The sequence below is a fragment of the Belliella calami genome, from assembly GCF_022549695.1.
Classification (GTDB): Bacteria; Bacteroidota; Bacteroidia; order Cytophagales; family Cyclobacteriaceae; genus Belliella; species Belliella calami.
This window is the reverse complement of record NZ_JAKZGS010000015.1, coordinates 30,843-46,834: the sequence shown is the minus strand read 5'-3', so window position 1 is coordinate 46,834 and position 15,992 is coordinate 30,843. Positions and strand designations below refer to the sequence as shown.

The following is a 15,992-nucleotide window of genomic DNA, read 5'->3' as shown; positions in this document are numbered from 1 at the left end:
TTTTATCAATAAGCCCTTTCGACTTTTCCTTCTATATAATTGACAAATGCTCTATTCACAACGCGCATGCCTCCAGGTGTTGGGAAATCTCCCGTAAAATACCAATCTCCTAGATGATCTGGACAAGCTTTGTGTAAATTTTCTACAGTTTGATAGATGACTTTTACTTCTGCTTTGATATTATCAGAGGTAATGATTTCGGCCACTTTATCAGAAATCTCCTGATCTGTGAATGGCTCATACAATCCTTTTGCATAGTTCACCTCCAATACATTCCCAGCCTTTGCATTTTCGTAAATATCATTTACCAAGCTCGACTTGCCCTTTTCTCTAAGCAATTCCATTGTAGCTCTGAAAGCAATGAAATCTTTCATTTTTGACATGTCAATTCCATAGCAATCTGGGAATCTAATTTGTGGTGCGGACGAAACGATGACAATTCTCTTAGGATTCAATTTGTCCAATGTAGTCAAGATACTTTTCTCAAGAGTAGTTCCCCTGACAATACTGTCATCAATGACAACCAGCGTATCTATCCCAGATCTGACCACTTCGTAAGTCGTGTCATAAACATTGGCAACCATCGCATCCCTATCAGAATCATTGGTGATAAATGTCCTCAGTTTAACATCCTTGCTTACCAGCTTTTCTACTCTTGGTCTGAAGTGCAACAACTCTTCCAAATCCTCCAGATGAGGTTTTCCTTCTAACAAGACTTCTTTCCTTTTTGAACTCAAATAATCTTCGAGTCCTTCGATCATTCCCAAAAATGCGGTCTCAGCGGTATTTGGTATATATGAAAAAACTGTATTTTTGAGATCAAAGTCAATAGCCTTTAATATTTGGGGAATCAATGCTTTGCCTAGCTGCTTTCTTTCTCTATAAATATCAGGGTCAGTCCCCCTAGAAAAATAGATCCTTTCAAAAGAACAGGATTTTTTCTCCCGTGCAGGCATGATTTCATGCTCACCAAAACTCCCATCTTTGTTGATCACAAGCGCACAACCTGGCTTGATTTCCTTGATTTCTTTGTAATCCACATCAAAAGCCGATTTGATCGCTGGCTTTTCTGAAGCCACCACAACGATCTCATCATCAGCATAGTAATAAGCCGGCCTAATCCCAGTTGGATCTCTCACGACGAAACTAGAGCCATTTCCGATGAGTCCAGCCATAGCATAGCCCCCATCAAAATCCCTACAAGATCTTCTCAAAATCCTAGCTACATCCAACTCATCTTCAATCACAGCTGTGATTTGCTCATTGGTGTACTCTTGCTTGTATTTATCAAAAATCCTTTGATTTTCTTCATCGAGGAAATGTCCGATTTTCTCCATCACTGTGACGGTATCGGTCTTCTCTTTGGGATGCTGACCTAACTCTACCAATCGACTGAACAATTCCTCCACGTTAGTCATGTTGAAGTTTCCAGCCATGACAAGGTTTCTACTACGCCAATTATTCTGCTTCAAAAATGGATGGCAAGTTTCAATGCTATTCTCACCATGGGTACCATATCTAAGATGGCCTAACCAAACCTCACCTGTGAATGCAACATTGTCTTTGAGCCAATTGGCATCATACAACGCTTGCTCACCACCAAGCTTTCTTGCTTTTTTGTATTTTTTTTGAATTTTGTCAAAAATAAAATTCACTGCTTGGGGCTCAATAGACCTATACCTGCTAATGTATCTAGTACCTGGTTTTGTATCTATTTTTATATTGGCTATTCCTGCACCATCCTGTCCTCTATTGATCTGCTTTTGCATCAAGACATAAAGACGATTGGTAACATAAGCAGGAGAGCCGTACTTATCAATATAATATTGAAGGGGTTTTCGAAGCCTAATTAAGGCTATCCCACATTCATGTTTGATCTGATCACTCATTGGATTGGGCGAAAGTTATATTTGAGTTCGCAAAGTTAGCTCTTTTTTGGAAGAATAAAGAAGCAATTTCATCTTGTAATCTAATCAATGATTTTTTCTTGCTCAAAGTTCGCCTTCTGAATAAAATAATCATACCCAATTTGTGAAAAACCTCATGTACAATATGGGGAATTTTTCCACACTTCAAATTTGAATAATGATATAAAATAACATTTAAAGCCTTTTTTGTAATTGGCATTGTCTTTTCATAATGTATTATCAAATGAAAAGGATAATTACGATATCAGCTTTATTTATTCAGTTTCTTTTGATAATCATTGCAAGTTTTAGCACTTATCAAAAAAAGAAATTCGATAATAACTTGTATTCAATAGATACATTCTATTCTAATGAACTTGAAAGTAGATTCTATAGTCCCTGATCATTGATTTTAACCAAAAATTATATTTTAACTAAACCAACAAAACAATGAAAACTCAATTTATTATCCCCGCATTACTATTCTTGGGAATGGCATCAGCACCAGTGTTTGCAAACACTAGCCTAGCTGAAAAAGAAGCAATTCAGATCACTGTTCAAGAAAAAGAGAAAGTAAAAGTTGATCCAGAAAATCTTCCTGTGCTTGTAAAGGAAACAATCGCTGAAGATACTGAGACAGCTAATCTCACAATCACTGAAGCATGGCAAAACACTGATAAGGAAGGCGCCATCTACTATAAAGTGAAATTTGATAAAGCTGGCGAAGAATGGGTAAAGAAATATGATGCCAATGGCAAAGAGATTAAAGAAACCACCAGCAGATAATATCAATTTAACAATTGATATCAAAATAAGGTATTGGATTTTCCAATACCTTTATTTTTTGTTAGCTTGTGGGATAATTTAGCGCTTTTAGATGAAAAACATATTACTTGTCGAAGACGACCTGACGTATTCTAGAATTATTCAAAATTTTTTGGAGAAAAATGATTTTAAGGTTTTTACTTGTACAAAACTCAATGATGTCGATTATAATTTAAAAAGTAATGACGTCCATCTTGTCATCACTGATTTTAGATTACCTGATGGGACTGGTCTTCAAGTCCTCAAGAAAGTGAAAGAAAAAAACAAAGATTCAGAGGTAATCTTAATCACAAACTATTCGGATATAAGGATCGCAGTAAAAGCCATGAAAATGGGGGCTTTTGAATACATCACCAAACCAATCAACCCAGATGAATTACTTGTAACAGTCAGAGAGGCCTTGACCAATGAAAATACAGTATCACTTCAAGACAAATCTACAAAAACAATAGGCATCGATGAATACATTATTGGAAATAGCCATGATGCAAAGAAAATCGAACAACATATCAACCTGGTAGCGCCTACAGAATTAAGTGTAATCGTACTCGGTGAGACTGGTACTGGGAAGGAGTTTATTTCCAAGAGGATTCACCAAAAATCAAATAGAAGCGACCATCCATTTATAGCCATAGATTGTGGAGCCTTGTCAAAAGAGTTGGCTGGAAGCGAATTGTTTGGCCATGTAAAAGGAGCATTTACTGGAGCCTCTGATAGTAGAGTTGGTCACTTTGAAACGGCGAAAGGTGGGACTGTTTTTTTGGACGAAATTGGGAACTTGGAATATGATATCCAAATAAAACTATTGCGTGCGATACAAGAGCGGAAAATAAGGCGAATAGGCGGAACTCAGGAAATAGAGATAGATGTAAGAATCATTGCTGCTACCAATGAAGCACTGATAGATCAATCAAGTGAAGGGAAATTCAGAGAAGATTTGTACCACAGGTTGAATGAATTCTCATTGACAGCACTACCCCTTCGAGACCGAAAAGAAGATCTGATGGTCTTTGCAAATCAGTTTTTACATGGCAGCAATCTCAAATTAAACAAAAACATACTGGGTTTTTCGAATGAAGTCGAAGCTATTTTCAACCAATATGCTTGGCCTGGCAATCTGAGAGAGATGAAAAATATAATCAGAAGGGCAGTTTTATTGACCCAAACTGATACAATTCAATCTGACGTCATTCCAGAAGAACTGAAAAATTCCGAAAAAACGGTCGAAATCAAAGAAGAAATTGAAATCGAAAACAAAGTAGATATTGCATCTAAAGAAAGCGAATTGATAGAAAAAACTTTGATGGAAGTCAAATACAACAAATCTAAAGCCGCCAAAATGCTTGGGATTGATAGAAAAACCCTTTATAATAAAATCAATAAATACGGATTGGAATAAATCAACCAGAAGTTTCCAGATATGCTTTCAATTTTGTCAAAACCAATCGGATCTGTGGAATTAGTTGCTCTACTTTCTCAATTACATTTTCCAAATCCCCATCTTTGATACCTACCTCGATATCTTTTGCTAGACCCGAAGCTTCAACTTTTATTTGTCCAAGCCTGCTCGATAGCTGGTGGGTTATTTCCCTGATTTGCGAATAATCATTGCTCTTACAGGCTAAATTCAAGTTTTCGACATCCTTTTCTGTACTTTCCAGATAATCCGAAATCACCTCAGCAAGCAACTCTTCATCGCCCATGCAAAACCTTTTCAAATCAGTCAAATCGATTGTTACAGCAGGTTGGTTGTCAAAAGTTTGACTTGTCTTTTTAATATCCGTTTTTTCGAGCTGCAAAAACTCCCCTACCACATCTATGATTTTATCCTCATCAAATGGCTTCAGCAGAATTGCATCAAAACCCGATTGGATAAGCTTTTCCTGTTCGTTGGCAAATACGTTTGCAGTCATTGCCAATACTTTGGAATGATTGTTTTTGAATCTGTTTTTGATCAAATCCAAAACTTGTACCCCACTGACTTCTGGCATCTGTATATCTATAAAAGCCAAATCGAAAGGCCAGGACTTATAATTATCCCTAAATTCTACACCACCATTGTACACTAGGACTTCGGCCCCATTGCCTTCCAAAATCAGCTTGATCAACTTCAATCCAATTTTATCATCATCCACCACTAATATCTTTACCCCTTGGAGAGAATATTTTTGATTTGACTCTTCAGGTAATTCTATTTTAGATACTTCTTCCAATTGAATAGGCAACAGAATTTCAATTCTTGTTCCTTTTTGTAGTTCGCTCTCTATCTTGATTTCACCTGATTGGAGGTCCACCAACCTTTTTACTATGGAAAGCCCCAGTCCAGTTCCTCCAAATCTCCGTGTAATCGAGGAATCCCCTTGATTGAATTCATTAAACACATTATCAATCTGCTCCTCTCCCATCCCTATACCTGTGTCTTGGACTGTGATAGAAAGCTGTTCATTATAAATGCTCAGATATACATTTACCTCTCCTTCTGCGGTGAATTTGATTGCATTTGAGATTAAATTGTTTAAAATCTGATTGATTCTGAGTTCATCACCCACAATCCATTTGTCTTTGGGAAGATCAATTTTCCAATTGAAACCTATTACTTTTTCCTCGGCTTTGAAACTAAAGAAATTTTTGATTGCCAAAAACAATTTTATACCATCAAATGCTTTGCTCTCAATTTCGATTTTACCGGCTTCCAATTTGGAAAAGTCCAAAATATCATTGACAACCCCCATCAATGTTTTGGATGCAAAGCCTATCATCTTAACGAAATCTTTCTGATCACTATTTAAATTAGATTTTTCTAATTCATTCTGGAAACCTTGTATAGCATGAAGTGGATTTCTGATTTCATGACTCATATTAGCCAAAAAATCCTGCTTTGCCTTTGCTAGGTTTTCTGAATACATTTTGGCTTCCTCAAGTTTCTCGTTGTAGGTATTTGCTTTTTTTACCTCTTTCAAAATACTAAAAACAAACCCAAGAGAACCAATCACCCCCAAAAACACCAGCCCTCCCAAGACAATGGATACTGTATATGTCAAATTGTAGGCAGATTCATTTTGAGACCTCGACTCTACAAGGAGGTTCATTTGTATGTTGCTGATAAGATTCTGAATTTCTGAAAAAACCTCTGCATTTTTTGCCTGTAGGTTTGCTTCTAAATTGACAAAATTATCTCTAAGCTGCTGTTCATCTTTATACAGATCGGTCATCAGTTTTTTTAATGCCACCAAAATAGAATCTGATTCTGTTTCCTCAGACTTACCAGCTTCTTTCTTGGATTGGTTTAAAGCTTCCATTTCTTCTACAAGCTGAGACAATTCGTCACTTTTTTCGAATCTAAAAATGTCCTTCTCACCTTCCTTAGAATCATCATCAGGCTGAAACAAATCCCTTCTCTTTATTTTATCAAAAAAATCCATTTTTGAAGACTCCTCCTTTCTTTGAAGCTTAATTTCTATGCGTCTGAGTGCTTCTTCGCTAAAATTTCTATTTGTAAGTCTATACCTTACTTCTTCAAGTCCTGCATAAGAAACGAGTAATTCTTGAATATTGATATTTATATTTTCAAAACTTTCCACTTCAGATTCATCATCAGCGGACTCTTTGAGCCAAGCAACGCGCTTGACCAACCTTTCATATGCTTCATTAAAAATTGAGTCCTTGTCAGAAGTCCTGTTGGCTTTGGACATGTCCAACAAATAAACATCGGCCATCAACCCGTTGAGTTGTCTTAACTTTTCGTTTGGCTCGGAAAGATCCTCTACTGTCTGTAGGAGGTTTCTGATACTGATATAAGTAACCACACTGACACTTAGAACCAAAAAAGTAGCTAAGACAAAACCTAAGACTACTTTAGAGCTTAATTGGAAAATATCTGAATTTTTGAACAAGGCTTTGATTTTTTTCTTGTTTTGAAGTCAACAACCATTCCAAACAGGTCGATCAAAATGCTTTTACTCCCAAAAAAGGGAGCCATTCTTCGGCTTTTCTTTCCGCATACTCTGCCAAAAAAAAAGACAAGCTTGGTTTGAAAGGTTGCGTCCTTAATACCAAGCCTGTTTGTTCGGGAGTTTTGTCACCTTTCACCACATTACATCTATGACAAGCTGTGATAAGATTAGACCAATTTGTTTTTCCTCCTTTGGATCGAGGCACGACGTGATCTATGGTTAGGTTCTTTTTTGATCCGCAGTATTGGCATTCTCCCCCATCACGTTTGAAAAGATTGTTTCTATTCAACAAGACGCCTTTGAATGGGATGTTTTTGTATTCATTTAGCCTAATCACTGCCGGATAGCGAAAAACACGATCTACAGTCCGGATAGAATAGGAATTATAAAAAGACAGACTACTGACTTTTTCCAAAAAAATAAGTGTCATGGCTTTTTGAGCCGTGACTACCGCTACTGGAGAATGGTCTAAATTCAATACCAAAACACGCTTTTCCATAATCAGTCAATTATTCTAAACTGACTAAAAAACATATTGTAGGATTGAAATGTTTAATAAGCCAGTTTACTAAGTTCTCTTTTAAGGTCTTTTTCTTTGATGTCTTGCCTTTTGTCATGAAGTTTTTTACCTCTACCCAAAGCAATTTCCATTTTTGCTAAACCCTTGTCGTTGATAAATATACGAACAGGAATTATAGAAAGTCCTTTCTCCGCAAATTTGGTTTCTAATTTATCAAGTTCTTTTTTGCTAAGCAAAAGTTTACGCTCTCTTACTGCATCGTGATTATAGCTTGCGGCCATAATGTATGGTGCTATGTGCATTTGTCTGATAAAAAGCTCTCCACTTCTAAAAAAGCAATAAGCCTCTGTCAGAGAAACTTTCCCTTCTCTGATTGACTTTATTTCAGTACCTCGTAAAACCAATCCAGCAACAAATTTCTCTACAAACTCAAATTCATGGCTTGCTTTCTTATTTTTGATGTTGATGATTTTATCAAACTTTAGTTTTTTGTTCATATTAATTTTGATGTTTTTTTACAAAAAATATATGTTTACACTTTCATAGCAAAGTTAAGTTTATTAACCACATATCTTACTTATTATTGTTGTTGTACGCTGTTATTGATTCCTAATTGATTTTAACCTTTTTATTAATCTTTTGTAAAGAATATGGTTTTATGCAAAAATCTATTCTCGCAGGAGGTTTAGATCAAATAGAACTTTTTTAATATTCCCTTCAAAATCTAAAAAAGATTTATATTTTCTTAAGTTTTCAATGTCTATTGCTTGACCTAAATAAGAATATAAATCAGAAATTTTCAATGAATTTCTTAATTTCTTCGGAAATTCAGCTCTCCCAATTCTAATCGCCTCTTCAATTCTAATTTTTGGATTTCTAAAGCTTTCGGGGTCCCCATTTATTCCAAGTTCAGATTCTGATTTCTTAGTACCAATTTGCTTTATCAGCAAACCTTTATCCGCTAACATCCAAGACTCAGTCATATGTACAGGCACTAAGGCTGCTAAATTTTTACAATGTGTATCATCAGATTGATTTTGTATAAAATTTAAGGCAGGTTGAATCCTGTTTCTATAGGCATCTTCGGAAGAATCATCATCTGCATCTGTATGTATGACTAGAATGTTTATACCAAGTTGTTTATGACCAAACTTAGAAGCATTATTTACAAAATCAATAAAACTACCACCTTTATCACATTGTATTACTTTCAGATCTATGTCAATTTGACCTCTACCTCCAAATACAATTTGAGTAAATACTTTTTCAACTATTGGCTCAAAAAAACGATGATCGGTTGTTCCTTCTGCCATTAAACCAACAAAAATCTGAGCCATATTTATTGAAGTGTTCCTGTAGTTTCTAAATATTGTTTTACGGTTTCTAAGGTCATTTTCTTTTGAGATTCTGAAAATGCAATATTCAATTGATATTCAGTTCCCTTAACAATTGGTAAAATATTAGTAACTGAAATTTTAATTCTTTTCTCTTCAAAATCAGTAACTCTATTGTTAATTTCTGCATACCAAATACTTACTGTTGGATCGTTTTCCCATTTGTAAATACTATTTACTAAAATAGGAGAATGTGTATTTACGATAACTTGACGTAGAGGCATATCCTCTTCAGTAAAATTATTAGTTAAATTTTTCAATAACTCCGCCATTGATGATATTCTATAAGGATGAATCCCGTTCTCAGGCTCCTCAAAACATAATAGTCCAGTATGTTGATCATCTTGCTCCAAGATACATAGAGCTAAAACCCGAAGTGTTCCTTCTGATAAAACTCTAGACGAATATTCCTTTCGATCTTTATCTATTAATTTAATTACAAACTGTTTATTCTCTTTATCATCTAGCACTTTAACTTCAATAAAATTTGGGACAAACGATTGAAGTTTTCTAGATATTTCGCTTAGTACAAATTCATTTTTTATTGTTATTCTATTTAAAGCACCCGCTAAATTTCTACCACTTTGAGTAACTTTATCCTCACCATTAGATTTATCTGTTGGTTTTCTTAAATCTTCAGGATTCATTTGAAGAAACTTCCAGCTTTTCATTTCTTCTTTTGCTGCTAAAACATGTGGAAAGTCCGTAGTATCAAAACTGCTAAGAACTGTTCTTGAAGCATTTTTTAATGGAAACCTTCTCTTATTCCCTGTTTTCCCATCTTGAGGAACTTCAACTGTCAAGATTTCATTTTCAAGAGTAGTATTAATATAAGGAATCCCTCTCTTTCCCGTACCAACTTTCGGTCTCCATATTTCTCTAAATTCGCTTGGTACAATTTTTATCCATTTATCCTCCTGATGTTTCAGATTTACCAAGCTTTCACCGATCACCTCAATATCTTCCAGTCCTGATTCATTTGTATATCTTCTTATCTTTAATTCATACCTCAATCTAGTATATTTCAGAATTGCTTTACTTCCCCATGCATCAACAATATTTTTATTGACTAACATTTCAACACAAAAAATCATCTCTTTGGCAAAATCATTTTCTCCGTATTGCGTAAACAATTCAAGAAACTCTCCTCTTTGGTCTTTAAATGCTCTTTTAATATTATCTGTTTCAGCTAAATTTGAAAGCAACATAAGTGCGTCAAACAAATTACTTTTGCCTGATGCATTAGTTCCCGCAACAATTGTAAGAGGCGTGAATTCCATTTCAAAATTATGAAATGACTTAAACCCTGATATTTTTAAGTAGGTTATCATAAAATATTTAACTGTGAATCAATTTTTTAAATGAAAACGTGATCTTCTTAAGCACAAACTATTATAAATTTTCACATCTAATCAAATCTATTGTAATTAAATATGCTTTGCAATCTTGCCTCCTCTAAAATTCAGATAAAACATTAATCGCTTTATGAAAAACTTTATAAGAAGATGTTTCGAAATGTAATTAGTCAACTTTTTTATTCCTATATCTTCATCCTAGCCTCTGGACTCACATCCAGTCCACTGAATTCACTTTTTTGATATTTGTAATGTGCAGCCATGGCAATCATTGCGGCATTGTCTGTACAATATTCGAATTTTGGAATATAAACTTTCCAACCATATTGATTGGATAGGTTTTCCAATTCCTTCCTCAAACCTGAATTTGCAGAGACTCCTCCAGCTATAGCGATTTCTTTGATTTTATACTGTTTGGAAGCTTTTTTTAGCTTTTGCATCAGCGTTTTGATCAAAGTATGTTGAATCGAAGCACAAATATCAGCCAAATTTTCCTCCACAAATTTTGGGTTTTCTTTCAAATTATCTCTCAAGAAATAAAGAACAGCTGTTTTTATCCCACTAAAAGAAAAGGTAAGACCTGGCATGTCGGAAATCGGAAATTGAAATGCAGTTGGATTACCTTCTTTGGCATATTTATCCAAAATCGGTCCTCCAGGATAAGGTAAGCCCATGAGTTTGGCAGTTTTGTCAAAAGCCTCTCCTACTGCATCATCCATCGTTTCCCCTACTACTTCCATATCAAGGTGATCACGTACCAACACAAGTTGCGTATGTCCCCCACTCACTGTCAAGCAAATGAAGGGGAAATTTGGTTTTGGCTCGTCAATAAAATGTGCCAAAATATGCGCTTCCATATGATTGATCGCGATAAGTGGAATGCCCAGGGCATAAGCAAATGACTTGGCGAAAGATACACCTACCATCAAAGAACCCATCAAACCTGGTCCTTTTGTAAATGCTACGGCAGACAATTCATTTTTACTGATACCAGAAGTAAGGATCGCTTCGTTTACAACAGGAATTAAATGCTGCTGATGTGCTCTGGAGGCTAATTCAGGAACTACTCCACCATATTTTTCATGAACCGATTGCGTGGCGACAATATTATTAAGTATTTTGCCATTTGATATGATAGAAGCCGAAGTTTCATCACAGGATGATTCAATGGCCAAAATATTTACATTCATTTTACAAACCCTTTGGAAAAGAAGTCGAAAGTTACGGAAAAAATACTGAAAGCCTTAAAAATGCTCCTCAGGATAGTACTTTTCCTAATTTTGGGATTGTTGCTTTTTGTACTTGCCTTACAGATTCCTTCTGTACAAACACGTGTCACAAGAATACTTACAAATTACATTACAGAAAACACTGGCTTTGAAACTTCTATTAACAAAGTCAAAATACGATGGTGGGATGCTGTCAGTCTCGAGGATGTCATTATCTACGATCAGCAGGATAGTTTGATGATCAACTTAGAGGAAGTCTATATCGATTTCTCTGTAAAAGGGCTTTTGGATCGAGAAAACCCTAGTCTTGACCAAATAAAGCTAATCAATGGCAACGTTCGAATAATCGGTCATGACGGGGCAGATGACTTGAATATTTCTGAGTTTTTCAACCAAGTCAACGGATTAATTCCCAAGTCAGGTTCGGAAAAAACTAAAGCAAATGTAAAATTCAGTATAGCCAATATCTTTTTGGAAGAAACCTCACTGGACATCATCAACTACGCTGCAATTCCCGTGACGGGAGGCTTTGATTACAACAAACTAAGATTTAGGGACTTGTTGGCAGATGCCGATGACTTTTATACTTTTGAAGGAGAAATCGGCTTTCAGACAAATTTCCTGAAAGGCATAGAAATCACTTCTGGCATCATCATCCAACAATTGAAAACTAAATTCACGTACGCTCCTACTTTTATGGAGTTTGATGATTTGTTTTTGAGATCAAATGAAACTGAAATCAAAGATTACTTAAAATTCAGTTACGAGTCAGTAAGAGCCTTGTCAAACTTCAATGAGGAAGTTCAAATCGAAGCAAGACTCAATGAATCCAGGTTGAATATTAAAGATCTGCAGTATTTCTCTGATCAAATCCCCAATTTTGAAGACAGGATCACGCTCAGTGGCGATATTGTTGGCCAAGTCAATGATTTGGCTTCCGATCAACTTTTGATCAGATTTGGACAACGAAGTGCACTTTTTGGGAAGTTTGACATCCAAGGGCTTCCAGATGTAAGCAATACATTTTTCCAAATGTCTTTGCTTAACTCTATTTTGAACAGCGAAGATCTGTCTCCTTATATCAGCCAAGAAGCAAGAAGCGAAGTTGATAAATTTCGGGACATTCGATTTGACACGGACTTTTCTGGCTACTTAAGCAACTTTACCGCAAATGGAAATTTCAGAACAGGGATAGGTCAAATAATCGGTAGATTGAATTACAAACTTTCTAACAGACAACCTACATACAATGGAAGGGTAGAATTGCGGGATTTGGATTTGGGAATCCTTTTGGAGGATAGGGAAAATTTTCAAAAAGTCAGCCTAACCGGCCAAATTAGGGGAACTGGACTGACTCTGGAAAGTGCACTTTTACAAGTCGATGCAAATATCAAAAGGTTGGGAATCAACAATTACAATTATTCCAATATCATAAGCAATGCAACTTATGGCAAAGATCTTTTCAGTGGAAAATTAAATGTAAATGACCCGAATCTTAAGGCAAAATTTGATGGGGTTTTGGACTTGAGAGACAACAAAGATTCAATAAGACTCAATGTACAAGTTGACACTGCTTATCTTAAAGAATTGAATATCATAGACAAAGAGGTATTTGTTAGTGGAAAAGTTAATATGGATACCAAAGGAGTGACTGTGGATGATGTCGAAGGAATCGCAAGGTTCAGCGATATCAATCTGAGTTATGAAGGTAGAAATGTATATGTCGATAATTTCTTTTTCCAATCCCTATTTACGGATGATTCAAGGTTGGTTTCTCTAAATTCCGACTATTTGGTGGCGGGAATCTCAGGGAAATTCAAAGTAAAAGATCTGGTTCAGGATGTAGAAACATTAAGTCAGCAATATTGGGCTATTCTTACCAACTCCCAACAACCACAATTTACGAAAAATGAACTCGAATTCGAACCTTACAATATTGATATCAACCTTAACTTTATAGACATCAACCCAATAATAAATTTGGTCGAACCCAAGGCGTCCATTTCAAAAAACACAATCATTGAAGGGGCATTTTATCAAACACCTACGAATACCATATTTAATTTTTATTCCAGCATAGACTCTATTTATTACAATGGGAATTTTCTTTTTGATACCAACTTAGATTTCAACACTTCCAAATTAACAAACAGCCAAGAGGTGTTGGCTTCATTTTATATTCTATCTAAGCAGCAAGTTTTAGGAAATGGGTTGACATTCAACAACCTTGGAATTGAAGCTATTTGGGATAAATCAAAAATCGATTTGACATACAACCAAGACCAATTGAGCACAGAGAGTTATTTCAATCTTAGTTCTGAAATCCAGATATTTCCTGATCATACATCTGTGGTCCTAGCGCCGTCAGAGCTCAAGATTTTGGATAAATTATGGAATTTTGATGGAGATAATCAAATAAACATTGCCAACAATAAGATTGAGTTTGATAACATCAAATTGATCAATGAAAACCAATTCATTTCACTTAATGGAAATATTTCTCCGGATCCAGAACAGATTTTGGCACTTCAAATCAAAGATGTCAATATGGATTTCTTCAATACCTTGAGCATCAAAGAATTTGAAGGGACAGCAAATGGATTGTTTGCTTTCAGCGATCTTTTTGGAGTTTTTGGGGTCAATGGAAATTTAAATATCAATGATTTTGAAATCAACAATTTCCTTGTTGGGGATATCGATGCAGCTACCTACCTCTCAGACAAAAAGATCAACCTTGAGCTGAATAATTTCAGAGAAGGAAAAAAAGTCATCAGCCTCAATGGATTTCTCAACAACCAGAATGAAGAATTGTCACTCAAAGCAGAAATGCGAGATGCAAACCTCTCTATTCTAGAACCTTTTCTCTCCGATTATCTTACCCAAATGGGTGGAACGATCAATGGCGACCTCGATATAAGCGGAAGTATGACTGCCCCAAATGTAATCGGAAGTGGTAGAATCAATGGGGGAACATTAAAAATCAACTACCTCAACACCTTCTATACAATAGATGGAAACATTGTCTTTGGATCCAATGAAATTAGCTTTAGAGAGCTCCTCCTAAAAGATATCAATGGCAATATTGCCAGAATGCGCGGTGGAATCTCACATGACAATTTCAATGATTTTATCTTGGACATTTCTTCAAACCTGGAAAACTTCCAAGTTCTAAATACATCTGCAAGAGATAATGAACTTTTCTATGGTGCTGCCTATGTCACAGGGACTTTGAATATTTTTGGAGCTGCCAATAATCTTGACATCAACGCTCGTGCGACATCCCAACCAAACACGCGGATTTTTATCCCTTTTGGATCGAGCAATATTCAAGCACAAGAAGATTTTATCAATATTATCAATATAAGGGATACTACCAGGACCCAGTCTTTTGAAGAAACCGTAGAAAAACTAGCGATCAACAATGTGAGAATGAACTTTGTATTAGATGTCACACCAGATGCATATACTGAAATTCAGATTGATCCACGGACAGGTGAGAACATTCAAGGTCGAGGACGTGGTGTATTGACATTGAATATCGATACACAGGGAAATTTCTCCATGTCCGGAAATTATGAAATCACAGAAGCAAAATACAATTTCTCCCTTTACAATATCATCAAAAGGGAATTCATTGTCCAACCTGGTGGCAGGATATCTTGGTTTGGAGATCCTTATGAAGGAGTGATGGACCTTCGTGCTACGTATCAAGAAAGTGTCTCACTTCAAAACCTACAGACTGGAAACACCACCGGTTCGGAACTTGAGGATCCCCAGCTAAGAAGAAGATGGCCACTCAAAGTTATAATGGACTTGAAAGGAGATATTTTGAGTCCAGAAATTGATTTTGATTTTGATTTCACTGAATTTCCAGAAGGAAATATTCAAACTTATATATCAGCCTTCAAAAACAGGATTGCCAATGATGAACAGGAAAAGAATAGGCAAGTCTTTTCTGTGATCATGATGAGGTCATTTTCCCCAGAAGGACAGTTTAGTGGTGTAAGTAATATAGCCAGTTCCAACCTTAGTCAGTTGCTTTCCTCCCAGCTGAACAGTTTCATTTCGCAAGTGGATCAAAACCTAGAAGTTGACATTGACTTGGCTACATTGGATCAAAGCGCTCTCGAAACCTTCCAATTGAGGGTAGCATACACCTTTTTGGATGGAAGATTGAGAGTGACAAGAGATGGGGGTTTTACCGATTTGCAGGGAAATGCAAATATCAATAGTATCGCAGGAGATTGGCAGGCAGAGTATTTGCTTACCCAAGACGGAAGATATCGCCTTAGGATCTACAATAGGAATAATTTCAACACATTTACTTCCCTATCCTTGTCAAGAAATGTGGCAACTTACGGCATCTCTGTATCACAGAATTTAGCATTCAATACCTTCACAGAATTATTCCAAAGAATCACCAAGAAGAAAAATGAAAAATTGAGGATCAATGACTCAGATGATTTCTTGCGTTATCAATTTGAAAATGAACAAAATTGGAAAAACATTCCTTTGGAAAATCTTGAAGAGAAAATAAAGGAGAAAGAGAAATTAAATAATAAATAACCTCTTTCTATAATATCTAAAATGTATATACGGAATGACACCAGTGATTTAAGAAGAGAATTCTCTTTTATTCATTTCAATCCACAAGAGGCGGACAAGTTATTAATTGATTTTAGATATTGATAGATATTGATCTAAATCAAACATTAATAATAGAATTATAATCTACTGGTAAAGTAGAGTATAATGATAAAATCTAATAAACATTTTTTGCGAAGAAGCTATTAATGGAATAGACAAAAA

The 15,992-nt window shown here is 35.6% G+C and carries 10 protein-coding genes; 3 read left to right on the top strand and 7 right to left on the bottom strand.

Going from position 1 to position 15,992, the window contains the following annotated elements; translation table 11 throughout:
• Window positions 1-5: 5 nt before the first annotated feature.
• Window positions 6-1,889, bottom strand: coding sequence for an amidophosphoribosyltransferase (locus MM236_RS15380; RefSeq protein WP_241275880.1), 1,884 nt, complete (start codon window positions 1,887-1,889; stop codon window positions 6-8).
• 468 nt (window positions 1,890-2,357) lie between these two features.
• On the opposite strand from MM236_RS15380, the gene MM236_RS15375 reads away from it, so the two are divergent.
• Window positions 2,358-2,693 carry a hypothetical protein gene (locus tag MM236_RS15375; protein ID WP_241275879.1) on the top strand — a complete coding sequence of 112 codons (336 nt, stop codon included), beginning with the start codon at window positions 2,358-2,360 and terminating at the stop codon, window positions 2,691-2,693.
• A 91-nt stretch (window positions 2,694-2,784) separates the two neighbouring features.
• Window positions 2,785-4,131 (top strand): sigma-54-dependent transcriptional regulator, encoded by a 1,347-nt coding sequence (locus MM236_RS15370; RefSeq protein ID WP_241275878.1) that lies wholly within the window; start codon window positions 2,785-2,787, stop codon window positions 4,129-4,131.
• 1 nt (window position 4,132) lies between these two features.
• Here the strand turns inward: MM236_RS15370 and MM236_RS15365 are convergent, their stop codons facing one another.
• From MM236_RS15365 to tsaD, 6 genes are all read right to left on the bottom strand, one after another.
• The gene (locus MM236_RS15365; protein ID WP_241275877.1) at window positions 4,133-6,625 is read right to left on the bottom strand and encodes a hybrid sensor histidine kinase/response regulator; all 2,493 of its coding nucleotides are present in this window, start codon (window positions 6,623-6,625) and stop codon (window positions 4,133-4,135) included.
• 52 nt (window positions 6,626-6,677) lie between these two features.
• Window positions 6,678-7,184, bottom strand: coding sequence for an HNH endonuclease (locus MM236_RS15360; protein WP_241275876.1), 507 nt, complete (start codon window positions 7,182-7,184; stop codon window positions 6,678-6,680).
• 53 nt (window positions 7,185-7,237) lie between these two features.
• Window positions 7,238-7,702 (bottom strand): SsrA-binding protein, encoded by a 465-nt coding sequence (gene smpB / locus MM236_RS15355; RefSeq protein ID WP_241275875.1) that lies wholly within the window; start codon window positions 7,700-7,702, stop codon window positions 7,238-7,240.
• 171 nt (window positions 7,703-7,873) lie between these two features.
• Window positions 7,874-8,542, bottom strand: coding sequence for a DUF4276 family protein (locus tag MM236_RS15350; protein ID WP_241275874.1), 669 nt, complete (start codon window positions 8,540-8,542; stop codon window positions 7,874-7,876).
• Between the two features lie 2 nt (window positions 8,543-8,544).
• Entirely contained in the window at window positions 8,545-9,930 is a 1,386-nt protein-coding gene (locus MM236_RS15345; protein WP_241275873.1) for an AAA family ATPase, read from the bottom strand.
• Window positions 9,931-10,139: 209 nt separating this feature from the next.
• Window positions 10,140-11,144 (bottom strand): tRNA (adenosine(37)-N6)-threonylcarbamoyltransferase complex transferase subunit TsaD, encoded by a 1,005-nt coding sequence (gene tsaD, locus MM236_RS15340; RefSeq protein WP_241275872.1) that lies wholly within the window; start codon window positions 11,142-11,144, stop codon window positions 10,140-10,142.
• Window positions 11,145-11,204: 60 nt separating this feature from the next.
• Between tsaD and MM236_RS15335 the strand changes: the two genes are divergently transcribed.
• Complete coding sequence (locus tag MM236_RS15335) at window positions 11,205-15,749, top strand: translocation/assembly module TamB domain-containing protein (RefSeq protein ID WP_439648023.1); 4,545 nt, start codon at window positions 11,205-11,207, stop codon at window positions 15,747-15,749.
• The last annotated feature ends 243 nt before the right edge of the window (window positions 15,750-15,992 follow it).